This window comes from Hyphomonas sp. (genome assembly GCF_046313735.1).
Lineage (GTDB): Bacteria > Pseudomonadota > Alphaproteobacteria > Caulobacterales > Hyphomonadaceae > Hyphomonas.
In genome coordinates, this window is sequence record NZ_JBKBXW010000025.1 from 1 (window position 1) to 23394 (window position 23394).

Annotated in this window: 22 protein-coding genes and 1 pseudogene; 10 read left to right on the top strand and 13 right to left on the bottom strand. The window is 65.5% G+C overall.

What is annotated here, in order from left to right; translation table 11 throughout:
• Window positions 1-336 (bottom strand): annotated as a pseudogene (locus ACK4SV_RS12600) (ComF family protein); the annotation flags it as partial.
• Here ACK4SV_RS12600 and ACK4SV_RS12605 point away from each other — a divergent pair.
• A complete protein-coding gene (locus ACK4SV_RS12605; protein ID WP_409918188.1) occupies window positions 335-1246 on the top strand; it encodes a methyltransferase domain-containing protein in 912 nt (303 codons plus the stop codon). The pseudogene ACK4SV_RS12600 and the gene ACK4SV_RS12605 sit on opposite strands and share 2 nt — an antisense overlap.
• 13 nt (window positions 1247-1259) lie before the next feature.
• On the opposite strand, the gene ACK4SV_RS12610 is transcribed toward ACK4SV_RS12605, so the two are convergent.
• From ACK4SV_RS12610 to ACK4SV_RS12625, 4 genes are read right to left on the bottom strand one after another with little or no spacing between them, the layout of a single operon-like run.
• Window positions 1260-1439 carry a Flp family type IVb pilin gene (locus tag ACK4SV_RS12610; protein WP_409918189.1) on the bottom strand — a complete coding sequence of 60 codons (180 nt, stop codon included), beginning with the start codon at window positions 1437-1439 and terminating at the stop codon, window positions 1260-1262.
• Window positions 1440-1450: 11 nt separating this feature from the next.
• A complete protein-coding gene (locus tag ACK4SV_RS12615; RefSeq protein WP_409918190.1) occupies window positions 1451-1855 on the bottom strand; it encodes a (deoxy)nucleoside triphosphate pyrophosphohydrolase in 405 nt (134 codons plus the stop codon).
• Entirely contained in the window at window positions 1852-3102 is a 1251-nt protein-coding gene (argJ, locus tag ACK4SV_RS12620) for a bifunctional glutamate N-acetyltransferase/amino-acid acetyltransferase ArgJ (RefSeq protein ID WP_409918191.1), read from the bottom strand. The genes ACK4SV_RS12615 and argJ overlap by 4 nt, the downstream gene beginning before the upstream one ends.
• Window positions 3099-4013: a peptidylprolyl isomerase gene (locus ACK4SV_RS12625; RefSeq protein WP_409918192.1), complete on the bottom strand. Its 915-nt coding sequence runs from the start codon at window positions 4011-4013 to the stop codon at window positions 3099-3101. The genes argJ and ACK4SV_RS12625 overlap by 4 nt, the downstream gene beginning before the upstream one ends.
• A 188-nt stretch (window positions 4014-4201) precedes the next feature.
• Here ACK4SV_RS12625 and secA point away from each other — a divergent pair, with 188 nt between their 5' ends.
• Window positions 4202-6955 (top strand): preprotein translocase subunit SecA, encoded by a 2754-nt coding sequence (gene secA / locus ACK4SV_RS12630; RefSeq protein ID WP_409918193.1) that lies wholly within the window; start codon window positions 4202-4204, stop codon window positions 6953-6955.
• A gap of 360 nt (window positions 6956-7315) precedes the next feature.
• Here secA and ACK4SV_RS12635 read toward each other — a convergent pair whose 3' ends face one another.
• Window positions 7316-8272 (bottom strand): DMT family transporter, encoded by a 957-nt coding sequence (locus ACK4SV_RS12635; protein ID WP_409918194.1) that lies wholly within the window; start codon window positions 8270-8272, stop codon window positions 7316-7318.
• 171 nt (window positions 8273-8443) lie between these two features.
• Here ACK4SV_RS12635 and gap point away from each other — a divergent pair, with 171 nt between their 5' ends.
• From gap to ACK4SV_RS12650, 3 genes are all read left to right on the top strand, one after another.
• Window positions 8444-9451: a type I glyceraldehyde-3-phosphate dehydrogenase gene (gap, locus tag ACK4SV_RS12640; RefSeq protein WP_409918195.1), complete on the top strand. Its 1008-nt coding sequence runs from the start codon at window positions 8444-8446 to the stop codon at window positions 9449-9451.
• 128 nt (window positions 9452-9579) lie between these two features.
• Window positions 9580-10776: a phosphoglycerate kinase gene (locus ACK4SV_RS12645; protein ID WP_409918196.1), complete on the top strand. Its 1197-nt coding sequence runs from the start codon at window positions 9580-9582 to the stop codon at window positions 10774-10776.
• Between the two features lie 262 nt (window positions 10777-11038).
• Window positions 11039-11959, top strand: a complete 921-nt coding sequence (locus ACK4SV_RS12650) for a fructose bisphosphate aldolase (RefSeq protein WP_409918197.1) — start codon at window positions 11039-11041, stop codon at window positions 11957-11959.
• 69 nt (window positions 11960-12028) lie between these two features.
• On the opposite strand, the gene ACK4SV_RS12655 is transcribed toward ACK4SV_RS12650, so the two are convergent.
• Window positions 12029-12286 (bottom strand): DUF2798 domain-containing protein, encoded by a 258-nt coding sequence (locus tag ACK4SV_RS12655; protein ID WP_409918198.1) that lies wholly within the window; start codon window positions 12284-12286, stop codon window positions 12029-12031.
• Between the two features lie 110 nt (window positions 12287-12396).
• On the opposite strand from ACK4SV_RS12655, the gene thiE reads away from it, so the two are divergent.
• Complete coding sequence (gene thiE / locus ACK4SV_RS12660; protein WP_409918199.1) at window positions 12397-13071, top strand: thiamine phosphate synthase; 675 nt, start codon at window positions 12397-12399, stop codon at window positions 13069-13071.
• 3 nt (window positions 13072-13074) lie between these two features.
• Here the strand turns inward: thiE and ACK4SV_RS12665 are convergent, their stop codons facing one another.
• Window positions 13075-13389: a DUF4282 domain-containing protein gene (locus ACK4SV_RS12665; RefSeq protein WP_409918200.1), complete on the bottom strand. Its 315-nt coding sequence runs from the start codon at window positions 13387-13389 to the stop codon at window positions 13075-13077.
• Window positions 13390-13590: 201 nt separating this feature from the next.
• Between ACK4SV_RS12665 and ACK4SV_RS12670 the strand changes: the two genes are divergently transcribed.
• The 3 genes from ACK4SV_RS12670 to ACK4SV_RS12680 all read left to right on the top strand — a co-directional run bounded on the left by ACK4SV_RS12670 (window position 13591) and on the right by ACK4SV_RS12680 (window position 16232).
• Window positions 13591-14415 (top strand): inositol monophosphatase family protein, encoded by an 825-nt coding sequence (locus ACK4SV_RS12670; RefSeq protein WP_409918201.1) that lies wholly within the window; start codon window positions 13591-13593, stop codon window positions 14413-14415.
• 82 nt (window positions 14416-14497) lie between these two features.
• A complete protein-coding gene (locus ACK4SV_RS12675) occupies window positions 14498-14683 on the top strand; it encodes a hypothetical protein (protein WP_409918202.1) in 186 nt (61 codons plus the stop codon).
• Between the two features lie 49 nt (window positions 14684-14732).
• Window positions 14733-16232, top strand: a complete 1500-nt coding sequence (locus ACK4SV_RS12680; RefSeq protein WP_409918203.1) for a flavin-containing monooxygenase — start codon at window positions 14733-14735, stop codon at window positions 16230-16232.
• A 154-nt stretch (window positions 16233-16386) separates the two neighbouring features.
• On the opposite strand, the gene ACK4SV_RS12685 is transcribed toward ACK4SV_RS12680, so the two are convergent.
• The gene (locus ACK4SV_RS12685; RefSeq protein ID WP_409918204.1) at window positions 16387-18219 is read right to left on the bottom strand and encodes an ABC transporter transmembrane domain-containing protein; all 1833 of its coding nucleotides are present in this window, start codon (window positions 18217-18219) and stop codon (window positions 16387-16389) included.
• 179 nt (window positions 18220-18398) lie between these two features.
• Between ACK4SV_RS12685 and rpmE the strand changes: the two genes are divergently transcribed.
• Window positions 18399-18617: a 50S ribosomal protein L31 gene (rpmE, locus tag ACK4SV_RS12690; RefSeq protein ID WP_409918205.1), complete on the top strand. Its 219-nt coding sequence runs from the start codon at window positions 18399-18401 to the stop codon at window positions 18615-18617.
• Window positions 18618-18685: 68 nt separating this feature from the next.
• Here rpmE and ACK4SV_RS12695 read toward each other — a convergent pair whose 3' ends face one another.
• The 4 genes from ACK4SV_RS12695 to yidD all read right to left on the bottom strand — a co-directional run bounded on the left by ACK4SV_RS12695 (window position 18686) and on the right by yidD (window position 23393).
• Window positions 18686-19492 carry a glycosyltransferase family 2 protein gene (locus ACK4SV_RS12695; RefSeq protein WP_409918206.1) on the bottom strand — a complete coding sequence of 269 codons (807 nt, stop codon included), beginning with the start codon at window positions 19490-19492 and terminating at the stop codon, window positions 18686-18688.
• 5 nt (window positions 19493-19497) lie between these two features.
• Complete coding sequence (locus ACK4SV_RS12700) at window positions 19498-20733, bottom strand: O-antigen ligase family protein (RefSeq protein WP_409918207.1); 1236 nt, start codon at window positions 20731-20733, stop codon at window positions 19498-19500.
• 46 nt (window positions 20734-20779) lie between these two features.
• A complete protein-coding gene (gene thrS, locus ACK4SV_RS12705) occupies window positions 20780-22768 on the bottom strand; it encodes a threonine--tRNA ligase (protein WP_409918208.1) in 1989 nt (662 codons plus the stop codon).
• 268 nt (window positions 22769-23036) lie between these two features.
• Complete coding sequence (gene yidD / locus ACK4SV_RS12710) at window positions 23037-23393, bottom strand: membrane protein insertion efficiency factor YidD (protein ID WP_409918209.1); 357 nt, start codon at window positions 23391-23393, stop codon at window positions 23037-23039.
• Between the last annotated feature and the right edge of the window lies 1 nt (window position 23394).

Consider the following 23394-nt stretch of genomic DNA (forward strand, 5'->3'; position numbering starts at 1 on the left):
ATGGTCCCGCCGGCCGGCATGTTTCAGGTCCAGCACCGGGATGCGCGAAACATCGTCATATTCGAGCGCCGCGCGCGCCCGGTCCCAGCGCGGGGGCCGGGCGGTGCAGGCGGCGCAGACCGTATCCTCACCCGCATCATAATCCTGCGGCAGGCCGCAGCGTGTGCACACCGCCCCGGTCAGGAAGCGCAGCTTGAGGAAGGCTTCGGCCGTCAGCGCAGAGGCGGCCTCCTCCTCCAGGCTGCCGAGCAGGGGGCGCGGCGGCCAGATGAAATCCCGCGCCACGCGGACAAGCCCCTTGGCCGCAGGCCCGGCGGCGTTCATATCCCGCTGCATGGTCAGCCCCCCTCCTCCGCCGCAGATCTTCGACCGCGCCCGCATCGCCCGGCGGCGCGAGCGCATGGCCCCGCGCTTTGCAGACTATGCCTTCCTGCGCGCCCGTGTGTCGAGCGACCTTGAAAGCCGCCTGAGCGATACCCCGCGCCTCTTTGAACACGGCCTCGAACTTGGCGCAGCCGGCGGCGCCTTGTCGGCAGGCCTCATCGCCGTCGGCAAGGTCGCCGCGATGACCGCTGCCGATACCGCCTCCGCCTTCACCGAGCGGGCCGCTTCAAAGGGCCTCATCGCCATCATTGCGGATGAGGAGGCCCTGCCCTTCGCGCCGGAGAGTTTCGATCTCGTCCTGTCGCCGCTGACGCTGCACTGGGTCAACGACCTGCCCGGCGCGCTCATTCAGGTGCGGCGCGTCCTGAAGCCGGACGGGCTGTTCCTCGCCGCGCTGTTTGGGGCGGGAACGCTGGCAGAGCTGCGGGAGGTACTGGCCGAAGCTGAAACGGAGCTGACCGGCGGGCTGAGCCCGAGGCTCTCGCCGCTGCCGGGCCTGCGGGATATGGCGGGGCTGCTGCAGCGCGCCGGCTTTGCCCTTCCGGTGGCAGACCGCGATCCCGTCACCGTCCGGTATGCCCGGCCCGAGGACCTGCTGGCCGATCTCAAAGGCATGGGAGAGCGCGCGGCGTTCGCCAACGGAGCTGGCCGGCCATTGCCGCGGCGGGTGCTGTCTCGCGCAATGGAGCTCTACCGCGAACGCTTCAGCGATCCGGACGGGCGGGTGCGGGCGAGTTTCGAGATTGTGCACCTGTCCGGCTGGGCGCCGGCGCCGGGACAACCCCAGCCGCTGAAACCGGGCAGCGCCACGGCCAGCCTGGCGGGCGCCGTGCGCTCGGTGTCTCGCAAGCCCGGAAGCTGAAACTGCGGAGGGGTCAGACGCTGGTGACGGCGTCCTCGATGTGCCGGTACATCTCGGCATTCCCATCGGCCACGTTGGTCAGTGCGGCCAGCAGGGCCACCACCATCAGGGCAACGATCAGGCCATACTCGACAGCCGTCGCGCCACGCTCATCGCGCAGGAACCGGCTCAGCAGGGAGCTTTTCTTGGCCATCCTCCGTCCCATCATCCTTGCGCGGCGAGCCAGTCAAACAGGGGAATGTCTGCGGGCGGCGCCGGATACTGCTTCAGATTTTCCGGCTCCACCCAGGCGACTGCCTGTCCCTCTCGGGGTTGGATGAGGCCAGTCCAGCTTCGGCAGGCGTAAAGTGGCATAAGCAGGTGAAAACCGGTGTAAGCATGGCTCGCGAATGTGAGCGGATTCAGTTCCGCTTCGTTAACCGTGATCGACAGCTCCTCGAGAAGCTCGCGCGCCAGCGCTGCTTCAGGCGTCTCACCCGGCTCCAGCTTGCCGCCCGGAAACTCCCACAGCCCGGCCAGCTGCTTGCCCGGTGGGCGCTGCGCCAGAAGGATGCGGCCCTGATCGTCATAGAGCGCGGCCGCGACGACCAGCAGCAGTTTGCCGCTCATGTCCGATACGCGCCGTTGATATCGACATAGCCATGCGTCAGGTCGCAGGTCCAGACCGTCGCCCGGCCGGAGCCAACCCCGACCGAGACCCTGATCGTGAACTCAGGCTTTGCGAACACCGCGCTCGCCGCTGCCTCATCATAATCCGGCGCGCGGGCGCCGCCGCTTGCGACCTGCACATCGTCGAACCAGATCGAGAGGCTTTCCAGCTCGATCGGCTCATACGCCTTGCCGACCGCCATGACGATCCGGCCCCAGTTGGCGTCCCCTGCCGCCATGGCGGTCTTGATGAGGGGGGAGTTGGCGATCTCGCAGGCGATCTTCTTGGCCGAGGCGGGCGAGGCTGCATCCTCGACATGGATGGTGGCGATCTTGCTCGCCCCTTCCCCGTCCTTCACCACCTGCATGGCGAGGTCGTGGCAAACTTCTTTCAGGGCGGCAGCGAAGGCGCGGAAACGCAGATCGTCTTCCGAAGTGATGGCCTCCATGCCGCTCGCCCCGGTCGCAAACACCATCAGCGTGTCGGAGGTCGAGGTATCGCCGTCTACCGTGATGCAGTTGAACGTGTCATCGGCGGCCCGTTTCAGCGCCTCCTGCAACAGGGCCGGCGCAATCGCGGCATCGGTGAACACATAGGAGAGCATCGTCGCCATGTTCGGCGCGATCATGCCGGAGCCCTTGGCGATGCCGGCGAAGCGCACTTCGGTTCCGCCGATCTCCGCCGTCTTGCCGGCGCCCTTGGGATAGGTGTCGGTCGTCATGAAGGCACGCGCGAGAGCTTCCCAGTCCGGCGCGCCAAGTTTCGCGGCAAGGTCGGGCACATAGGCGCCGACGAAATTCGGATCGGCCAGCGGCTCGCCGATCACCCCGGTGGCGGCGAGGAAGCACTGCTCCCGCGCCACACCCAATTCAGCCGTCAGCGCTTTCAGCGTCGCCTCATTCTTCAGCACGCCTTTCGGACCGGTAAAGGCATTTGAATTGCCGGAGTTTGCGACAAGGGCCCGCGCATAACCGCCGCCCGCCTCCAGCGCCTCGCGGCACCAGCGCACATCGGCAGAGGCCGTGAGCGAACGGGTGAACACGCCGCCACAGGCAGTGCCCTCATCGAACACCGCCAGGAACACATCATCGCGCGTGATGCCGCGCCGCGCATAGAAGCCGCGGCTTCCGGCGGCGGCCGTCATGCCGCGAACAGCCGGCAGCACCGGGAATACGGAAGGCGCAAAGGGCGATGGGGCAAGGTTCACAATTCGTCTCCTGCAAGGGGGTCCGTCTCGGTCTCGGTCTCGGTCCCGAACTCCTGTTCATAGGCCTCGCCGCCCCCGCTGCGGATCTCGGCTTCGGCGCGCAGGCGGCGCAGGATGCGGCTCACCTCGCCCAGCGTCAGCAGGGTCGCGATCTCGGGGCGCATTTCCTCGCGCGTCTTCGGCGGACGCGTGCGCCGGTCCTTGACCTTCAGGATGTGCCAGCCAGCCACGCTCTCGAAGGGCGGGGACACATCACCCACCGCCGTATTGGCAATCACGAGCGGGAACGGCTCCGGCTGGTCGTTGGGGGAGACATAGCCAAGATCGCCATTCTCCATCCGCGTCGCCGTATCTTTTGAATGATTGAAGACGAGGCTCTCGAAGCTCTCGCCCGCCTGGATACGCAGCCAGACCGCTTCGGCCTCTTCCTCGGTCTCGGTCAGGATATGCGCGATCGACACCTGGTCGTTCAGCTGCTGCAGGCGCACCTGTTCGGAATACATCCGGTCGATGGCTTCATCCGTGACCTGTTCGGCGACGAGGTTCTCCACCAGAAGGTTTCCGAGAATGCGCTCGCGCGCCATTTCGAGGCGCCGCTGGCCGGCGGGATCGCGGTCGAGCCCCCGGCGGAGCGCTTCCTGCGCCATCAGCTTCTGGTCGATCATCTGGTCGAGCACTTCGCGGTAGGCCGGATGCTCCGGTGTCAGCGCTGCGCCGGACGCGACAAGGCCCCGCGCCACCGCCTCAACCTCCACATCGCTGGTGTAGATCGCCTCTCCATTGACCCGGGCTGCGACCTCGCGGCGCACAGGGGCCGGGGCGTCCGGCGCCATCATTTCGGCGGAGCAGCCCGCCAGCATCAGCAGGGCCAAAGCGCCGCAAGCGGCTAAAAATACGGGGCTGCGCGTCATGGCTGTGGCCTCCCGGGCGGCTGAGGGCGCCTCATTGACACCCTCCGGCGGGGTTCTTAAGTCTGCCGGGCGCGCTGGTCGAGTGGTTTCAGCCGGTAAATGCGCGGTGGGAGAAACCGGAAAAATCCTGTAGCTTGTATTGCGGGATTTGAATTTTTTTCACCAGAAACTCGTTGGTGTTGTCTGATATGCTTTCCATTGCTCGCAAGATGTTCGGGACCGTCAATGAGCGGCGCCTGAAGCCGATGCAGGCCCGGGTCAACCGGATCAACGCTTTCGAGCCGATCATGGAGGCCCTGTCCGACCAGTCGCTTAAGGGCAAGACCCAGGAATTCCGCAAGCGCCTTGCCGATGGCGCGACCCTCGACAGCCTTCTGGAAGAAGCCTTTGCGGTCGTCCGCGAGGCCGCCAAGCGCGCCAACAACATGCGCCATTTCGATGTGCAGCTGATGGGCGGCATGGTGCTGCATTCCGGCGCCATCGCAGAGATGCGCACCGGCGAGGGCAAGACCCTCGTGGCGACGCTGGCCGCCTATCTGAACGCCCTCGAAGGCAAGGGCGTCCACGTCATCACGGTCAACGACTACCTCGCCCGCCGCGACGCCGAATGGATGGGCCGCATCTATGGCGCCCTCGGCATGTCGACCGGCGTGATCGTGCACGGCCTGACCGATGAAGAGCGCAAGGCCGCCTATGCCGCCGACATCACCTATGGCACGAACAATGAGTTCGGCTTCGATTACCTGCGCGACAACATGAAATACTCGCTGGACCAGATGGCCCAGCGCGGACACCATTTCGCCATCGTCGATGAGGTGGACTCGATCCTGATCGACGAAGCGCGCACGCCGCTGATCATCTCCGGCCCGACCGATGACCGGTCCGAACTCTACATCTCCATCGACAGCCTGATCCCGCGCCTCGAGGCTGAGGATTTCGAGCTGGATGAAAAGCAGCGTTCGGTCGTCTTTACCGAAATCGGCACGGAGAAGCTGGAAGGCTGGCTGGCCGAGATGAACATGATCGAGGGCTCGCTCTGGGACCCCGGCAACATCTCGCTCGTCCACCACGCAAACCAGGCCCTGCGCGCCCACAAGCTCTACAGCCGCGACAAGGATTATATCGTCAAGGACGGCCAGGTGATGCTCATTGACGAGTTCACCGGTCGGATGATGGAAGGCCGCCGCCTGTCGGAAGGCTTGCACCAGGCCATCGAGGCCAAGGAACGGGTCGACATCAAGCCCGAGAACGTCACCCTCGCCTCGATCACCTTCCAGAACTACTTCCGCCTCTATGGCAAGCTCGCCGGCATGACCGGCACCGCGATGACCGAAGCCTCGGAATTTGCCGACATCTACAAGCTCTCGGTCATCGACCTGCCGACCAACAAGCCGGTGCGCCGGATTGATGACGATGACGTCGTCTACCGCACGGCCAAGGCGAAATATGCCGAGATCATCAAGGAAGTGCGCGAGGCCAATGCCAAGGGCCAGCCGATCCTGCTGGGCACCGCGTCCATCGAGAAATCCGAACTCCTGTCGAACCTGCTGACCGCGCAGCGCATTCCGCACAAGGTGCTGAACGCGCGCCATCACGAGCAGGAAGCCTTCATCGTCGCTGAAGCCGGCGTTCCGGGCGCCGTCACCGTGGCCACCAACATGGCTGGCCGGGGTACCGACATCCAGCTCGGCGGCAATTACGAAATGCGCCTTGAACAGGAAAAGCTCGCCAAGGAGAAAGCCCTTGGCCGGCAGCTGTCGGACGGCGAAATCTCGATGCTGGGCGCGCAGATCCGCGCCGACATCGAGGTGAAGAAGAAGCGCGCACTCGACGCCGGCGGGCTCTACGTCCTCGGTACCGAGCGCCATGAAAGCCGCCGGATTGACAACCAGCTGCGCGGCCGGACAGGCCGTCAGGGCGACCCCGGCCGGTCGAAATTCTACATCTCCATCGAAGACGACCTGATGCGCATATTCGCCGCCGACCGGATGGACGCCGTGATGCGCCGCCTCGGCATCAAGGAAGATGAGGGCATCACCCATCCCTGGATGAACAAGGCGATGGAGACCTCGCAGCGCAAGATCGAGGAACGCAATTACGAGATCCGCAAGAACGTCCTCAAATATGACGACGTGATCAACGACCAGCGCAAGGCGATGTTCGAGCAGCGCATGGACTTCCTGCGCTCCGATGATGTGTCCGAAGTCATCGCCGAAATGCGCGACCATGTGATCGAAGACCTCGTTGCCCGCACGATGCCAGAGAAGGCCTATGCGGAGCAGTGGGACCTCGACGGCCTCGATGAGGCGCTGAAGATGGACCTTGCCCTCGAGCTTCCGGTCCGCGACTGGGCCGCCGAGGAAGGCGTCGCCAATGAAGAGATCGCCGCGCGCATCCGCGAGGCGGTGGACACGCAATATGCCGAGATGACCCGCCAGATCGGCGAGCCGCAGATGCGCCGGATCGAGAAGCAGTTCCTGCTTCAGGTGCTGGACATGCGCTGGCGCGAACACCTGCAGCAGATCGACCAGCTGCGCTCGGTCATCCACCTGCGCTCCTATGGCCAGCGCGACCCGCTGAACGAGTTCAAGCGCGAAGCCTTCAACCTGTTCGACAGCCTGCTGACCGAACTGCGCGGCACCGTGACCCGCTCGCTGATGCATATCCGCATCCAGCAGGCCCCGCCGCCGGGGATGCGCACTGCGCCGCCGCCGCAAGCTGCTGCCCCGGCCCAGCGCCCTCTGCAGCCGCCCCAGCAGACCAAAGAGACCAAGCTCGACCCCGATACCGGCATCAACGAGATGAACCCGGACGAGGCGCCCCAGCGCATTCCGCAGGCCGAGGAAGATTGGTCGAACACGCCGCGCAATTCCGCCTGCCCCTGCGGGTCGGGCAAGAAGTACAAGCATTGCCACGGCGCTATCGAGACCCAGAAGGCCTGAGGAAAATCTGCAGGGCAAGCCCCGCCTCTCTCCATACTTCCCGGTGGCCGGAACCGCGCCTGAACCCTCTGCAATCAGGGCGCTGAAAGACTCTTCGGCAAAACTTATCCGACCGGGTCTCCGGCGGGGTTAATCTCACCCCTGCCGCGGGCGCCCCTCCAGTCCCCGCGGCGGGTCTCCCGCAAGGGCGGCTCCTAACCTACTGCGGATGAGACTTGGGTTCCGGGACGCCGGGGACACTCAATCCCAATACCCTTGCTGCCGTCCCCGGAACTTTGGGCCTGTCCCATCCGCAGGATTTTCAGGAAGACCACCCCCGCAAAACCGGAAGGCGCCCGCCTGTCCGGCGATTGGTGTTGCTCAGCCCTGCCTGCGCCCCTGCCCCCCTTGGCGCGCCATCCACACCCCGCCCAGGATCAGCGCAAACGCGGCCACCGCATTCCAGCTCTGTGTCTCGGCGAAGAACACCCAGCCGAACACCGCGCCCGCGACCGGCACGGAATACCCCGTCAGCGACAGGAAAGTGGCGCCGGCGCGCGCGACGATGGCCATGAAGATCGCCTGCGCGATGCCCGAGGGGCCGAGCCCGAGGGCGGCGATGGCGGCCCAGTGCGTCCAGCCTGCCTCGACGCTTCCCGGATCAACACTGAATGCCAGCGGCCAGGACAGCACCGCCCCGACCGTCGCATAGCCGGCTGCAAACGCGATCGGCGGGATGGGCGGGGCGCCCCGCGCAATCAGCGTGCTGGTCGAATAGGCGAGCGTTGCAAACAGAAGCAGGATCTGCGCGATCACACTGGCCGAGCCGAAATCGGCCAGCACATCCGGCCCGAACAGCACAACAATCCCCGCAAAGCCGAGCGCGACGCCGATGCCGGTATTCCGCGTCATCCGCTCCTCGGCGAACAGCACCGTCGCGCCCAGCACGACAAAGACCGGCGCGGCGGCGGTATAGAGCGCGGCGAGGCTCGAATTCACCGTTTCCTGCGCCGTGGTGATCAGGAAGAAGGGGATGAGCGAGCCGGCAATCCCCATTGCGAAGATGAAACCCCAGCAGCGCCGGTCGCTGAGCGGCGGCAGGCGCTGGCCGGTCACCCCCATCAGGATCCACAATACGCCGGCCCCCAGCGTCAGCCGGGCCGGCAGCACCCATTCCGGCGGCAGGCCTACTTCCGTGCCGGTGCCGACCGCGACGCGTGTCAGCGCATAGGCCCCGCCCCAGAGCACAGTCAGGCAGGCGAACAGAAACCAGACCATCGCGGGCCGGCCAGGGGCCGCCGCGCCGCTGCCTGCTTCGGGCGCCTCTATGCCGGACATCTACTTCCCCTTGCTCTGACCTGCGGCCTAGCACGGGGCTTGCATACAGCAAGGCAGTTTAACGCCTTCCCGCGCGTCGCGCCGCCGCACGCGATGCGGGTGGACGGAATTCACCTGTCCCGTTAAAGGGGCGCAAAGCTGCGGGGCAGCACCCTGAGAGGAGAAGACAAGATGGCCGTTCGTGTTGCAATCAATGGATTTGGCCGGATTGGCCGCCTGGTTCTGCGCTCGATCATCGAACATGGCCGCACCGACATCGAAGTCGTCGCGATCAATGATCTCGGTCCGGTGGAAACAAACGCGCACCTCCTGCGCTTTGACTCCGTGCATGGCCGCTTCCCGGCGGAAGTGAAAGTCGATGGCGACAAGATCATCATCAATGGCAAGCCAATCCTCTGCACCGCCATCCGCGACCCGAAGGACCTGCCGCACCGCGAACTCGACGTCGATATCGCGATGGAGTGCACCGGCATCTTCACCTCGAAGGACAAGGCCTCCGCCCACCTCGCCGCCGGCGCCAAGCGCGTGCTCGTCTCTGCCCCGGCAGACGGCGCCGACCTGACGGTCGTCTACGGCGTCAACCATGACAAGCTCAAGAAAGAGCACACGGTCGTCTCCAACGCCTCGTGCACCACCAACTGCCTCGCCCCGGTCGCCGCCGTCCTGCACAAGGCCATCGGCATCGACAAGGGCATGATGACGACGATCCATTCCTACACCAATGACCAGCCCTCGCTCGACCAGATGCACAAGGACCTCTACCGGGCCCGCGCTGCCTCGCTGTCGATGATCCCCACCTCGACCGGCGCGGCCAAGGCCGTTGGCCTTGTCCTGCCGGAGCTGAAAGGCAGGCTCGACGGCATCTCGGTGCGCGTGCCGACGCCGAACGTCTCGGTCGTGGACCTGAAATTCCTGGCGAAGAAAGCGACGACTGTCGAAGAAGTGAACGCCGCCATCATCGCCGCCGCCGATGGCCCGATGAAGGACGTGCTCGGCTATACCGACGTGCCGAACGTCTCCTCCGACTTCATCCACGACCCGCGCTCCTCTATCTTCCATCTCGACCAGACCAAGGTGATGGACGGCAATTTCGTGTCGATCATGACCTGGTATGACAATGAGTGGGGCTTCTCCACCCGCATGAGCGACACCGCCGTCGCGCTGGCGAAGCTGATTTGATCACTGCCGCACAATCAGCGCTCATCCTGAGCGAAGTCGAAGGGTGAGTGCGGGCCGCAGACGGATGTCCCGCCCGGCCTCGTCCTTCGACTTCGCTCAGGATGAGGCCGCCAGGCCGGGGAATACGCATGACTGCTTTCAAACGCATCGCTGACGCAGGCAATCTCACCGGCAAGACCGCCCTCGTGCGCGTCGACTTCAACGTGCCGATGGAAAACGGCCTGGTGACGGACGACACCCGCCTGCGCGCCGCTATCGACACGGTCCAGTCCCTGCGCACGGCCGGTGCCAAGGTCGCCCTGCTCGCCCATTTCGGCCGCCCGAAGGGTGAGCGCGTTGCGGAGATGAGCCTCGCGCCCGTTGCTGGCGCCTTCGCCAAAGTGCTTGGCGCGAATGTCAGCTTCATTGCCGACTGCAAGGGCGAGCATGTGAAACAGGCAATTGCCGAGCTGCCGCCTGCCGGCGTCATCCTGCTCGAGAACACGCGCTTCCATAAAGGCGAAGAGAAGGGCGACCTGGAACTCGCGAAAGAAATCGCCGCGCTCGGCGACCTATATGTCAACGATGCCTTCTCTGCCGCCCATCGTCGCCATGTGACGACGGCTGTGCTGGCCGAGCTCCTGCCCGCCTATGCCGGAGTGACGATGGAGGCTGAACTCGACGCCCTCGACAAGGCGCTCGGCACGCCGGAGCGGCCGGTGATCGCGATTGTCGGCGGCGCCAAAGTCTCCTCCAAGATCGACCTGCTGAAGAACCTCGTCTCGAAGGTCGACCGCCTCGCCATCGGCGGCGGCATGGCGAACACCTTCCTGTTCGCGCGCGGATATTCCGTAGGCAAATCGCTGTGCGAGCGCGACCTCGTCGAGACGGTCAAAGAGATCGAAGCCAATGCGGCGGCCTCCGGCTGCACGATCCTGCTGCCGGAAGACGTCGTCGTGGCAAAGGAGTTCAAGGCGAATGCCGAGCACCGCATCTGCGGCCTTGGCGAGGTGCAGGAGGATGAAATGATCCTCGATGCCGGCCCGAAAACCGTCACGGCGCTTGCCGCCTCGATGGAGAGCGCGAAGACGCTCGTCTGGAACGGCCCGCTCGGCGCGTTCGAGCTCACCCCCTTCGACACTGCCACCGTTGCCGCCGCCCGCGCGGCCGCAAAGCTCGCATCAGCTGGCCAGCTGATCGCCGTCGCCGGCGGAGGCGATACGGTCGCCGCATTGAACCATGCCGGGGCAGCGCCGGGCTTCACCTTTGTATCGACCGCAGGCGGAGCATTCCTGGAATGGATGGAAGGCAAGCCCCTGCCCGGCGTCGAGGCCCTCAAAGGCTGAGCACCTCGCGGCAAATCTGCCCGTTGTGAGCGCAAACAAACTGCTTTTATGCCCGTCGCCTGCCCGCAGTTGCGGCAGGAAAGCTACGCCTTGAAGAAAGTGCAGACCGCTTTGACGCATGGCAACCTTGTCAGGCTTTTCCGGCACGCGGCTTGAATATAGGCCATGGGAAAAGCTCCGGAGGCGCGAGACGCACCGGGCGCGTGACGAGGCACTCCGGCCCGGGGACAACAGGCCGGGAACAACAGCAAGGTGATCAGACATGGCGGACATGGATATGGCAGTTAAGGCCGGCAATCAGGAAATGGCGAAGCAGATCACGCAGAAGGCGGGCTTCATCGCCGCGCTCGACCAGTCGGGCGGCTCGACCCCGAAAGCGCTGCGCCAGTATGGCGTTGAGGACAATGCCTGGTCGTCGGATGAGGACATGTTCCGCCTGATCCATGAAATGCGCGCCCGCATCATCAAGTCGCCCGCCTTCACCGGCGAGAAGGTGATGGGCGCCATCCTGTTCGAGCGCACCATGGACGGCGATATCGACGGCATTCCGACTGCGGACTATCTGTGGGCGAAGCGCCAGGTCGTACCGTTCCTGAAAGTCGACAAGGGCCTCGCCGATGAGGAAAACGGCGTGCAGCTGATGAAGGCGATGCCGGACCTCGACAAGCTGCTCGCCCGCGCTGTCACCAAGAATATCTTCGGCACCAAGATGCGCTCGGTCGTCTCCGCCGCCAACCGCGCCGGCATTGCCGCCGTCGTCGCCCAGCAGTTTGAAGTCGGCCGCCAGATCCTCGGCCATGGCCTGGTTCCGATCATCGAGCCGGAAGTGACGATCACGATTGCCGACAAGGCCGAAGCCGAAGACATCCTGCGCGACGAGATCGCCCGCCAGCTGGACGCGCTGCCCGCCGGCGAAGACGTGATGCTGAAACTCTCGCTGCCGAGCGTCGCAAACTTCTATCGCCCGCTGATCGACCATGCGCGCGTGATGCGCGTCGTGGCGCTGTCGGGCGGTTACAGCCGCGACGTCGCCTGCCAGAAGCTCGCCGAGAATACCGGCATCATCGCCAGCTTCTCCCGCGCGCTGACCGAAGGCCTGTCGGCCAAGCAATCCGACGCCGAGTTTGACGCTGCCCTCGCCTCCACCATCGACGCGATCTACGCCGCCTCGAAGGCCGGCTGAGGCGCCGCACCCGAGAACTATGATCTGGAAAAGGCGGCCAGCCTGGGCCGCCTTTTTCGTTTTGCGCCCCTATCCCTGCACCGGTTCGGAGAAGGGTGACTCGACGAATTGCAGCGTCAGCCGGCGGGCCAGCGGCGCCACTGTCAGGATCACCGGCAGGGCCACCATGAAGGCCAGCCCCCAGGCGCGCATCCAGCGGGCGAGGAAATCCGGTGGCAGGCCGACATTCAGCGTCGTGATGACCCCGGACATCAGGAAGCTCATGGTGATCGCCATGACGATGCCAAAGGCAGGCTGGAAGAGGCGGGCGGGCAATTTGCGGGACATGGACGCACTCCGGAGCATATAGTTCCAATATAGAACTTTATGAGGGATTTCCAGTCCTCCCCCTCAGGCCCGGTTGACTGGGACGCCTGCCCGCAGCAAAGCCAGCCGCCATGACCGAAAAAGCCCTGCCCCGGCCGCGCACGCGGCTTTACCTGATCACGCCGCCGCAGATTGGCGACATCCCGGCCTTTGCGAAGGCGCTTGAAGCCGCCCTTGGCGCTGGCGATGTCGCCTCGCTGCAGCTGCGCCTCAAACGCCCGGACGGGATGATCGATCCGGATGCCACCCGCGCCGTCAGCCGCGCCGTCACCGGCCTCGCCCAGGAAGCGGGCGTCGCCGTGCTGATCAACGACTCGGCGGAACTGGCCATGGAACTCGGCGCGGACGGCGTGCATGTCGGCTGGGACGATGCGCCGGTGAAGGCCGCGCGCAAGCTGCTCGGGCCGGATGGGATCGTCGGGGCGACCGCGAAGAATTCCTATCACCGCGCCATGCAGGCCGGGGAAGACGGCGCCGATTATGTCGCCTTCGGCGCGTTCTATCCCACGTCCACCAAGGACGGGACCGTGGCGGCGGAGACTGAGCTGTTGACCGTCTGGCAGTCGGCCATGCTGATCCCATGTGTTGCCATTGGCGGCATCACGGCGGCGAACGCCGCGCCGCTGGTAACGGCCGGCGCGGATTTCCTCGCTGTATCTGCCGGTGTCTGGCAGTATGAGGAAGGCCCCGCCGCGGCGGTCAGGGCCTTCAACGCTGTGTTCGACCGGCTCGCCGACCCGGCCTGAGCCCTAGAGCGCGGTGGGCGAGGCGGGCGAGGCTCCGGTTTTCGCGTCTCTGATTTCGCGCACATCCTCCGCCATGCGGAAGAAGAGCAGGTAAAGCTCGCAGATGAAGCGCCAGAACAACACCCCGACTACTGAGCCGATCGTCACCCCGATAACCATGCCGATGCCGCCCAGGAAGCTCACGCCGACCATCATGCCAAGACCGCCCAGCACGCCGGCCAGAAAGCCGAAGGCAATCCCGATGAGACCAAGATAATAGATGATCGTGATCAGCTGCCTGCCGATCAGCTTGTCGAACCCGATGAAGTATGTGTGCATGCGCCAGCCTCCTTTGCGCTTTGGCCGGGCCTTTGGCTCCGGCGAGTGCAGCATAAGGGCGTTCCACAACCGGCGGCAACCTTCGGGAGAGACCTTTCCCGCGATTAACACTCCGGCGCCTTGACCCTGCGCGGGCAAGGGCTTACGCCCCGGCACCGGCCCAAAATCCCTGCCGGACAAGCCTGCAAGAGTAGCTGCCCCATGTCGAAACCCTCCCCTGTCGGCACCGTGATGATCGCCGCCGCGCGCGCCGCCGGGCGCAGCCTTGCGCGTGATTTCGGCGAGGTCGAGAACCTGCAGGTCTCGCGCAAGGGCCCGGCGGATTTCGTATCGAACGCCGACCACCGCGCCGAGGAGATCATCTACACCCATCTGACCAAGGCCCGGCCCGGCTATGGCTTCGTCATGGAAGAGCGCGGCATCGTCGAGGGCACGGACAAGTCGAACCGGTTCATTGTCGATCCGCTGGACGGGACGCTGAACTTCCTGCACGGTCAGCCCCATTATGCTGTCTCCATCGGGCTGGAGCGCGACGGGAAGATGCTGGCGGGTGTCGTGTTCGATGTCGCCAAGAACGAGATTTTCTGGGCCGAGACGGGGCGCGGCGCCTGGCTGGAGCAGCGAAAGCTGCGCGTCGCCGCCCGCAAGAAGCTGGGCGAAGCGGTGATCGCCACCGGCACGCCCTGGATGGGCAAGAGCGAAGAGGCCCACATCACCTTCGCCCGCGAGATGGCCGCGATGACGCCCGCCACGGCCGGCATCCGCCGCTATGGCTCCGCCGCGCTGGATCTTGCCTGGGTGGCTGCCGGGCGCTTTGACGGCTTCTGGGAGCGGGGCCTGAAGTCCTGGGATATCGCCGCCGGGGTGGTGCTGGTGCGCGAGGCGGGCGGGCATGTTGCCGAGATCAATGGCGGCGATGTGATGAAGACCGGCGACATCATGGCCGGCAATGAAGACATCCTGCCCGCGCTGGAACACCAGCTGCGCCATGCGGCATCCTTTGCGCGGGCAGCTGCAGACAAATGAGCCGGCCGCGCCGGTTCAGGCTGGCTGGGGCGCGCCTGCCGCGCTAACCTGGCATAACCCAGCACTCAGGGAGGGTCCCGACATGCCGCCAGCCTTCTACAGCATCGCCTTCGTGCTCGGGATCGTCTCGGCCGTCAGCTATGCCTATGCGGGCTATATGTTCACGCAAGGCCAGAGCGAAACCGCAACGCCCGTGATCCTCACCGCGACCCTGACGCTCGCCCTCATCCCGATTCTCGGGCTGGTGATGCGCAAGAAAAAAGAGTGACGCCCGCGTCATCTATTTCAATTCCGGGAAAATCGGCTAGTCTGCCGGCATGACCCAGCCAGACACAGACATCCTGATCATCGGCGCCGGCCTGTCCGGCATCGGCGCCGCCGTGCACCTGACCAAGCGCTGCCCCGGCAAGCGCTATCGCATCTTCGAGGCGCGGGACGCCATCGGCGGCACCTGGGACCTGTTCCGCTATCCCGGCATCCGCTCGGATTCGGACATGCATACGCTGGGCTTCAACTTCAAACCCTGGACGGAGGCCAAGGCCATCGCCGACGGCCCGTCCATCCGCAACTACGTCAATCAGACGGCGGACGAATATGGCATCCGCCCGAATATCCGCTTCGACACAAAGATCGTCGCCGCAGACTGGTCCGGTGCAGACCAGGTCTGGCGCGTGACAAGCGAGAATGTGAAGACCGGCGCGCAGGAGACGACGACCTGCCGCTTCCTGTTCATGTGCGGCGGCTATTACCGCTATGACGAAGGCTACCGACCGCAGTTCGAGAATGAGGAAGCCTTCCGGGGGCAGATCATCCATCCCCAGCACTGGCCGGAGGATCTCGATTATTCCGGCAAGCGCGTCGTCGTCATCGGCTCGGGCGCGACCGCCATGACGCTGGTGCCCGCGATGACGGACAAGGCGAGCCATGTGACCATGCTGCAGCGCTCGCCCACCTATGTCGTCTCGCGTCCTGCAGTGGACGGATTTGCGAATTTCCTGCGCAAGGTGCTGCCGGGCACCTGGGCGTACACATTGATCCGCTGGCGGAACGTCGCCTTCCAGCAATTCTTCTTCCGCCAGACCCGCAAGAACCCGCAGAAGGCCCGCGAGCGCCTGCTCGGCATGGTGCGCGAGGAGCTGGGGCCGGACTATGATGTGGAGAAGCATTTCACACCCAGCTACAATCCCTGGGAGCAGCGCCTCTGCCTTGTTCCGGACTCGGATCTTTTCAAGGCGCTGAAATCCGGCAAGGCAAGCGTCGAGACCGACCATATCGAGCGCTTCACCGAGGGCGGAATCCTCCTGAAATCCGGCAAGGAACTGGCCGCCGACATCATTGTGACTGCCACGGGCCTGAACCTCGTTTTCATGAACGGGGTCGATGTCTCGATCGACGGGGCGAAGGTCGATCCGGGGCGCCTGCTGAATTACAAGGGCGTGATGCTGTCGAATGTGCCCAACCTCGCCGTCACCTTCGGCTATACCAATGCCTCCTGGACATTGAAGGCGGACCTGACATCGGAATATGTCTGCCGTCTGATCAACCTGATGGACCAGAAGGGCGCGACCTCCGCGCTGCCTTACCTCGCCGCGTTCCCGAACGAGACCGAGCCCTTCGTGGACTTCTCTTCCGGTTATTTCCAGCGCGTCATGGACCAGTTCCCGCGCCAGCACACCGAAGCGCCCTGGAAACTCCACCAGAGCTATTTCACCGACCGGAAAAACCTCCGTGAGCTGCCGATCGAAGACGGTGTGATGCAGTTTCATGTGCCGGTTGCGAAGGCGGCTGCGAAGCCGGCGCTGCAGGCGGCGGAATGAGCCTCACTGGTTGAAGGCCCTCACCTCCCATCGCTTCGCGATGGGCCCCTCCTCTCCCAGAGAGAGAGGGGTTAAGGGGCAGCGCCACTGACCCCTCTCCCAATCATGGGAGAGAAGGGGTCCGCGCCGAAGGCGTGGGAGGTGAGGGCTCTTTCTAGCCTTCCGAAAACTGCAGCTCCGCAAGCCGCGCATAGAGCCCGCCCTGCGCCATCAGGGCGTCATGGCTGCCTTCCTCGACGATCCGTCCACGGTCCATCACGATGATGCGGTCGGCGCGGCGCACGGTGGAGAGGCGGTGGGCGATGACGAGCGTGGTGCGCCCGGTTGCGGCGTTCTCGATGGCGCGGCGCACGGCCGCCTCGCTTTCGGAATCGAGCGCGGAGGTCGCCTCGTCCAGAAGCAGTACGGGCGCGCCGCGCACCAGAGCGCGGGCGAGCGCGATGCGCTGGCGCTGGCCGCCCGACAGGCTGCGCCCCTTCTGGCCGAGTGGGGTCGCGAGCCCGTCCTTTTCATCGAGGAAGCCCATCGCCTCGGCCATGCGGGCGGCCTGCTCGAGGATGGCATTGTCCGCATCCTCGCGGCCGAAGCGGATATTGTCAGCGGCCGTGCCGGTGAACAGCGCCGATTCCTGCGGGGCGTAGGCGAAGCGGCGGCGCCAGTCTGTGGGGTCCGCTTCGGTGGAGGCGACGCCGTCGAGGCGGATGGTGCCGGCCTGCGGATCGAACAGGCGCAGCGCGAGACGGAACACGGTCGTCTTCCCCGCCCCGCTGGGGCCCACGAGGGCAACAAATTCGCCGGGCTTCACATCGAGCGAGAAGCCCTCCAGCGCCGAGGCGTCGCCTGCGCCGTAGCGGAAGCTGACCCGGGAGAAGGAGAGCGCGCCAGGGCCGGACTCCGGCATCGGTTTCGGGTTTGCGGGTGGGGCGATCTCCGGCACGACGCGCAGCACTTCGGCCGCACGGTCCGCCGCGCCAGCCGCGCGCATGACCTCGCCATAGACCTCCGCCAGCATACCGAGGCCGGAGCCGGCATAGGCGGCATAGAGCACCATCGCGGCAAGGTCGCCGAAGCTCATCTCGCCGCTGGCCACGGCCCGCGCGCCGAGCCAGAGCACCGCCGTGAAGCCGCCGAACAGCAGGACGGACACGAGCACGATCATCAGCGCGCGGGCGCTGGTGCGGCGCATGGCGGCGGCGAAGGTTGCCTCGATGGCGGTCTGGAAGGCGGAGAGCTGGCGGGCCTCGCGGCCATAGGCCTGGACGAGCTCGATGGAGTCGAGCGTTTCGGCGGCTTCTGCGCCTGCGTCCGCGAGGCGGGACTGGGCCCGGTTCGACATGCGCCGGATGATGCCGCCGATGCCGATGACTGGCAGGATGGCGATCGGCAGCATGGCCAGCAGGGTCAGGCCGAGCTGCCAGTTGACGGCGATCATCAGGGCGAGCGCGCCCGTGGTCGTGATCAGGGTCCGGGTCGCGAGCGAGGCGGAGGAGCCGAGGAAGGTCTCGATCAGCGTGACATCTGCGGTGAGGCGCGAGACAGCTTCGCCCGACCGCATCTGCGCGTGATAGGCGGGGGAGAGTTTCAGGAGGTGGGCATAGATGTCCCGGCGCAGGTCGGCGGCGATCCGCTCGCCAAAACGGGAGACGAAATAGAAGCGCAGCGCGCCCAGCACCCCTGCCCCGACTGCTGCCGCGAAGACCCAGAGGAAGGCCTCATCAATCAGCGCCATCAGGAGCGCGGGATCTGAGCCTGCCGCCTGGCCGGCATCCGCCGCGCGCCCCAGCAGCATCGGAATGGCGAGGCTGACGGCTGAGGCCGCGATCAGGAAGACGAGCGCTACCGTCACCGTGATCCAGTGGCGGCCGATATAGGGCCATAGCAGGGCCAGCGGTTTCAGGTCACGGCCGCGCGGGCGGGCGATGGCTTCGCCCCCATCCGGCAGGCTGGCGCGCCGGTCTTCTGTAATGGTGGCGCCGGAATCGGCCATGCCCAGATTGTCTCATCCCTTGCCGGTGGGCCGGGGACGCGAATCCCTGCCGCGGGCCTCTTGCAGGCTCTCCGGCTTTCCCTTATACGGCCGTCTTCGATTTCCGGCTGAGACATGCCAGCGCACCCCGGTGCGTCAACCCGTACAGAACACGCCAGACGAGAAAGAGGCCCGCGGCCATGAAGAAACAAGGGCATCCCGATTATCACTTCATCACGGTTGTGATGACTGACGGCACCGAATACCAGACGCGCTCCACCTGGGGCAAAGAGGGCGACCGCATGGTGCTCGACATCGACCCGAAAGTGCACCCGGCCTGGACCGGCGGCGAGGGCAAGAACCTCGATCGCGGCGGCCGCGTTTCGCGCTTCAAGGACAAGTTCAAAGGCTTCGTGTAAGGCGCTTATCGCCCACACACGATGTGTAGCGTGGAAAACCCCGGCCCCTGTGGCCGGGGTTTTTCGTTTCAGCGGCGAAGTTTCAGGGCAAGCCCGATGAACGGCACGGCGAGTTCCACGATGGCGCGCTCCAGCGGCCCCTTCGCGAACTTGCGGAAATAGCGCGCGAGGCTGGCCGCCTTGTGGGCCTGCACGGCGGCAGACGGGGCATCCGAGGTGGAGGTGTAATGCAGCGCGCCGGCGCGGGGCTGGTAGATCACCGATCCGCCAGTTTCGAGCGCGCGGCGGCAGAGGTCCACATCCTCCACATGCAGGAAATAGTCCTCATCGAAGCCGCCGAGGGCCTCAAAATCCTCCCGGCGCAACAGGAAGAAGGCGCCGGTGATGACCCCGACCGGGATGGGCCCGTCCGGTGGGGGATCGTTTTCCAGCGTCCACTGGCTTAGGCCGAGCGCGCGGGGCAGTGTCAGCGTGTTGCGCCGCCCGCCGCGCTGCTCGCGCCCATCCTGCCCGAAGATGCGCCCGCCGATGATGGCCGGGCGCGCCGCGCCGGTGAGGGCCGCTTTCATAAGGTCCACCGCGCCGCGCTTGGGCACACAGTCGGGATTGATCACCAGGAGATGCGCCGCCTGCGCCTCTGCCGCCGCGCGGTTCACCGCCGCCCCAAAGCCCGGATTGTCGAGGCGCAGCAGGCGCGCCCTGCCCCCGCACCCGTCCACGAAGCGGGCGAGCCAGTCCTGCACTTGCCGTGGGTTGCCATTGTCCGCAATCAGGATCTCGGCAATCGCAGGATCGGTCTTCAAGGCATAGAGGCATTCGGCCAAGCGCGGCCCGGTGCGGTAGGTGACGACGATGGCGGCCGTGTCCGGCGGCATCGGCCTCAGCCCTTCGCGGCGCGGCGGGCGAAGAGGACCAGCACCGCCGCAATCAGCGCAAGACCCGCCCAGAACGCTTCGTTCCAGACGCTGTAGGCGAAGCTGAACAGGCTGAAGGAGGCCCCCGCCACGCCGGCAATCGCAAAGCGCACATCGGCCCGCAGGCTGGACGGCGCCGGCAGCCGGATCGCCAGCAGGACCAGCGCGGCAGCCGCGAGCAGCGCGCCCACGAGCCCGGTCTCTGCCCATAGATGCAGCGGCATGTTGTGCGGATGGCCGGGAATAACCGGATAGTAGGCCCAGTTAGGGGCGAGCTCTGCGAGCTTCTCCGGATGGGCGGCAAAGGTCTCCCGCCAGGTGCGGCTGGCGCCGAGACCGTGGCCGAGCAGCGGCGCCTCGCGGATATGGCCGATGGCCGCTTCCCACGACCAGAGCCGCGACTGGAAGGAATCCGGCAGGGATCGTGACACGCCGTCCAGGCTGCGGATCAGCCCCATCATCACCGCGGGCGCAAACAGCACATAGGCCGCAGCCAGGCCGAACAGCGCGCGGTAGGCGTTTCGCGGCAGCACCTGCGCGAGCGCAAATCCGCCGATCATGCCGGCCACACACAGCACGCCCGCCTGTGTATCCACGCGGATCGCCGCGACCACCATGAGCGCCGTGAGGACCGCCGCCGCCAGCGTTCCCTTGAGACCAAACCTGTGCGCCAGCGCCGCCGCGACAAGCGGCAGGACAAGGCCGAAGGCATTGATGTTGCGGTTGACGTTCTGAATCCCGGCGACGGTATCCTGCGGCTCGGTGCCATAGACGGCCTCAATGAACGGCCCGGAAATGAAGCCCGAGGCAAGCGCAATGGCGCCGTGAAGGGCGAAGGCAATCCAGATCAGCGCCTGCGCACGCGGGGACATGTCCGTCCGCGCGGCTGCCGCCAGGGTGAGCACGCCGAACAGGGCCGTCATCACGATGATCAGGCTGCGCGCACCAATGGCAAAGGTGCCCTCCATGAGATTGCCGGTGATGATCTGCCGGGCCGCCGGTGACCAGAATTCGCTCGCCGCCGCCCAGGCGATGAAGATGAGGAAGGCAACGGCATAGAGCGCCGGCGGCCATTTGGGCCGGGCGAGGATCAGCGCAGCAATGCCGGTAAGACCCACCAGCGGCGCAAAGCCCTGCGTGCCCAGAAGCGCCAGCAGCGGCCAGAGCAGCATCAGCCCGGCGAAGGTGTATCCGTATGCCATGGGCGCTAGTCTGGCCTCCGCCGGGGGGATTGTCACCGCTGGCGTGTCACACGGCCTCAGCGGCGCGTTTCAGGTCCGGCGGCAGGGCTTCCTGCGGCAGGGCGGCGAGCGCCTCGTCCAGGGTCATGATCTGCTGGCCGTTGGAGCCGAGCCGGCGCAGCGCCACCTTGCGCTCCTCCGCCTCCCGCGCACCGACGACGGCAATCACCGGCACCTTTTTCAGCGAGTGTTCGCGGACCTTGTAATTGATCGTCTCATTGCGGCGGTCGACCTCGGCGCGCAGCCCGGCCTTGCGCAGCAGGTCTGCAACCTCCTCGGCATAGCCGCCGGCTGCATCATCGGAGATCGCCGCCACGACGACCTGCACAGGCGCCAGCCAGGACGGGAAAGCGCCCGCGAATTCCTCAATCAGGATGCCGATGAAGCGCTCCATCGAGCCAAGGATTGCGCGGTGGAGCATCACGGGGCGCTGCTTCGAACCGTCCGGGGCCGTATATTCCGCCCCCAGACGTTCGGGCAGCACATAGTCGAGCTGCAGCGTGCCGCACTGCCAGACGCGGCCGATGGCATCCGTCAGCTGGAATTCGAGCTTGGGACCATAGAAGGCGCCCTCCCCCGGCAGCAATTCACACGGCAGGCCGGCAGCATCGACGGCCGCCTGGAGGCCGGCCTCGGCCCGGTCCCACGTCGCATCATCGCCGGCACGCACATCGGGGCGCGTGGAGAGTTTCACCGCGATCTGCTCGAATCCGAAATCGCGGTAGACGCTTTCCAGCAGGCGGCAGAACTGGATGGACTCCTCGACGATCTGGTCTTCCCGGCAGAAGATGTGCGCGTCGTCCTGCGTGAACTGGCGCACGCGCATGATGCCGTGAATGGCGCCGTGCGGCTCGTTGCGGTGGCAGCAGCCGAACTCGGCAAGGCGCAGCGGCAGGTCGCGGTAGGATTTCTGGCCGGACTTGAACACCTCGACATGCGCCGGGCAGTTCATCGGTTTCAGCGCCATCAGGCGGGCATCTTCCGGCACGGAGATTTCCACGCCTTCATCCCCTTCCGGAATGAAATCGGGCACGATGAACATGTTCTCGCGGTATTTGCCCCAGTGGCCGGACTTTTCCCACTGCGCGGAATCCATCAGCTGCGGCGTCTTGATTTCCTCATATCCCGACGCATCGAGGCGCCGACGCATATAGGCCTCGATCTGGCGCCAGACCTGGAAACCGTTGGGGTGCCAGAAGACCGAACCGGCTGCGGCCATGCCATCGAGATGGAACAGGTCCAGCTGTGCGCCGAGCTTCCGGTGGTCGCGCTTTTCGGCCTCTTCGAGACGGTGGAGATGTTCCTTCAGGTCTTTCTCATTTGCCCAGGCTGTGCCGTACATGCGCTGGAGCATTTCGTTGCGGTGGTCGCCGCGCCAATAGGCGCCGGCGAGCTTCATCAGCTTGAACGCCTTGGGCAATTTGCCCGTGGACGGAAGATGCGGGCCCCTGCAGAGGTCGAACCAGTCGCCCTGGCGGTAGACCGTGATCGGCTCGCCCGGCGGGATGATGTCATCGATGATCTGGGCCTTGTAGTCCTCGCCGATTTTGCGAAACGTCTCGATGGCCGCTTCCTTCTGCCAGACCTCACGGATGATGGGATAATCGGCATCGACGATCTCGCGCATCTTCGCTTCGATCCGCTCGAAATCCTCCGTCGAGAACGGGGCGGGGCGGGCGAAGTCATAGTAGAAGCCGTCATCGATGACCGGGCCGATCGTGACCTGCGCATCGGGATAAAGTTCCTGCACCGCCTGGGCCAGCACATGGGCGGCGTCATGGCGGATCAGTTCGAGGCCTTCGGGGTCGCGGTCCGTGATGATGGCGACCTGCGCGTCGCCTTCCAGCGGACGGACAAGGTCCCACATCTCACCATTTACCTTGGCGGCGAGGGCCTTCTTGGCGAGGGATTTGGAGATCGACTCGGCAACATCCAGCGGCGAGGCGCCGTCTGCATAGTCGCGTTTCGAGCCATCGGGCAGCGTGACTTGGATCATGGGTCTTTGCGTTTCTGTGACGGGCCGCGAGGACGCAGCGCCCCGGCGGGAAAATCTTGCGAATCCGGCTTGGGTTCTGGCGGGCCGTGATTAACGCGGCTTTACCGGGAATCCTACCCCGATTTCACGGCGTACCGGTGGCTGGGATTTTCGGCGGGTGCATGAACGGGGCGCGCGGGGGCGCCTTCAGGGATGCGTCATGCACCCTGACGAGTTCGCGGGGTGAGCCCGGTGAGGAAAATGCCTGCGTTCATGGACACGGGATATGTCACGCCTCGGGCGAGGTTTCAACCAGCGCCTTCGCGCCGTCGCTCTGACCGCATGTGGGGCCGTTTCTGGGCCCGGATTTCCAGTCACCATAGCGCCAGGGAAGCCAGAACGGAACGTTCGGTTTTGTTTCCGGCGCGGGATCATAGCCATGGCTTCCGCCTGGACGGCAGCGAATGAAACGCGCCAGCGCCATCCAGAAGCCCGGCCACCAGCCATGCCGCGCGACGCATTCCGCCCCGTATTCACTACAGGTCGGCGAATGCTGGCACCGCGCCCCCGCCAGCTGGAACAGCTGGCTCGGCCCGTGCTTGTAGACGGCAAGCAGGACATAGGCGATGCGGCGGCGGAGGCTCATG

Excerpts from the sequence above, each read along its gene's own strand:
- ACK4SV_RS12605 (WP_409918188.1), top strand. The coding sequence starts at position 335 with ATGGTCAGCCCCCCTCCTCCGCCGCAGATCTTCGACCGCGCCCGCATC.
- ACK4SV_RS12610 (WP_409918189.1), bottom strand. The coding sequence starts at position 1,439 with ATGGCCAAGAAAAGCTCCCTGCTGAGCCGGTTCCTGCGCGATGAGCGT.
- ACK4SV_RS12615 (WP_409918190.1), bottom strand. The coding sequence starts at position 1,855 with ATGAGCGGCAAACTGCTGCTGGTCGTCGCGGCCGCGCTCTATGACGAT.
- ACK4SV_RS12625 (WP_409918192.1), bottom strand. The coding sequence starts at position 4,013 with ATGACGCGCAGCCCCGTATTTTTAGCCGCTTGCGGCGCTTTGGCCCTG.
- secA (WP_409918193.1), top strand. The coding sequence starts at position 4,202 with ATGCTTTCCATTGCTCGCAAGATGTTCGGGACCGTCAATGAGCGGCGC.
- ACK4SV_RS12635 (WP_409918194.1), bottom strand. The coding sequence starts at position 8,272 with ATGTCCGGCATAGAGGCGCCCGAAGCAGGCAGCGGCGCGGCGGCCCCT.
- gap (WP_409918195.1), top strand. The coding sequence starts at position 8,444 with ATGGCCGTTCGTGTTGCAATCAATGGATTTGGCCGGATTGGCCGCCTG.
- ACK4SV_RS12645 (WP_409918196.1), top strand. The coding sequence starts at position 9,580 with ATGACTGCTTTCAAACGCATCGCTGACGCAGGCAATCTCACCGGCAAG.
- ACK4SV_RS12650 (WP_409918197.1), top strand. The coding sequence starts at position 11,039 with ATGGCGGACATGGATATGGCAGTTAAGGCCGGCAATCAGGAAATGGCG.
- ACK4SV_RS12655 (WP_409918198.1), bottom strand. The coding sequence starts at position 12,286 with ATGTCCCGCAAATTGCCCGCCCGCCTCTTCCAGCCTGCCTTTGGCATC.
- thiE (WP_409918199.1), top strand. The coding sequence starts at position 12,397 with ATGACCGAAAAAGCCCTGCCCCGGCCGCGCACGCGGCTTTACCTGATC.
- ACK4SV_RS12665 (WP_409918200.1), bottom strand. The coding sequence starts at position 13,389 with ATGCACACATACTTCATCGGGTTCGACAAGCTGATCGGCAGGCAGCTG.
- ACK4SV_RS12670 (WP_409918201.1), top strand. The coding sequence starts at position 13,591 with ATGTCGAAACCCTCCCCTGTCGGCACCGTGATGATCGCCGCCGCGCGC.
- ACK4SV_RS12675 (WP_409918202.1), top strand. The coding sequence starts at position 14,498 with ATGCCGCCAGCCTTCTACAGCATCGCCTTCGTGCTCGGGATCGTCTCG.
- ACK4SV_RS12680 (WP_409918203.1), top strand. The coding sequence starts at position 14,733 with ATGACCCAGCCAGACACAGACATCCTGATCATCGGCGCCGGCCTGTCC.
- ACK4SV_RS12685 (WP_409918204.1), bottom strand. The coding sequence starts at position 18,219 with ATGGCCGATTCCGGCGCCACCATTACAGAAGACCGGCGCGCCAGCCTG.
- rpmE (WP_409918205.1), top strand. The coding sequence starts at position 18,399 with ATGAAGAAACAAGGGCATCCCGATTATCACTTCATCACGGTTGTGATG.
- ACK4SV_RS12695 (WP_409918206.1), bottom strand. The coding sequence starts at position 19,492 with ATGCCGCCGGACACGGCCGCCATCGTCGTCACCTACCGCACCGGGCCG.
- ACK4SV_RS12700 (WP_409918207.1), bottom strand. The coding sequence starts at position 20,733 with ATGGCATACGGATACACCTTCGCCGGGCTGATGCTGCTCTGGCCGCTG.
- thrS (WP_409918208.1), bottom strand. The coding sequence starts at position 22,768 with ATGATCCAAGTCACGCTGCCCGATGGCTCGAAACGCGACTATGCAGAC.
- yidD (WP_409918209.1), bottom strand. The coding sequence starts at position 23,393 with ATGAGCCTCCGCCGCCGCATCGCCTATGTCCTGCTTGCCGTCTACAAG.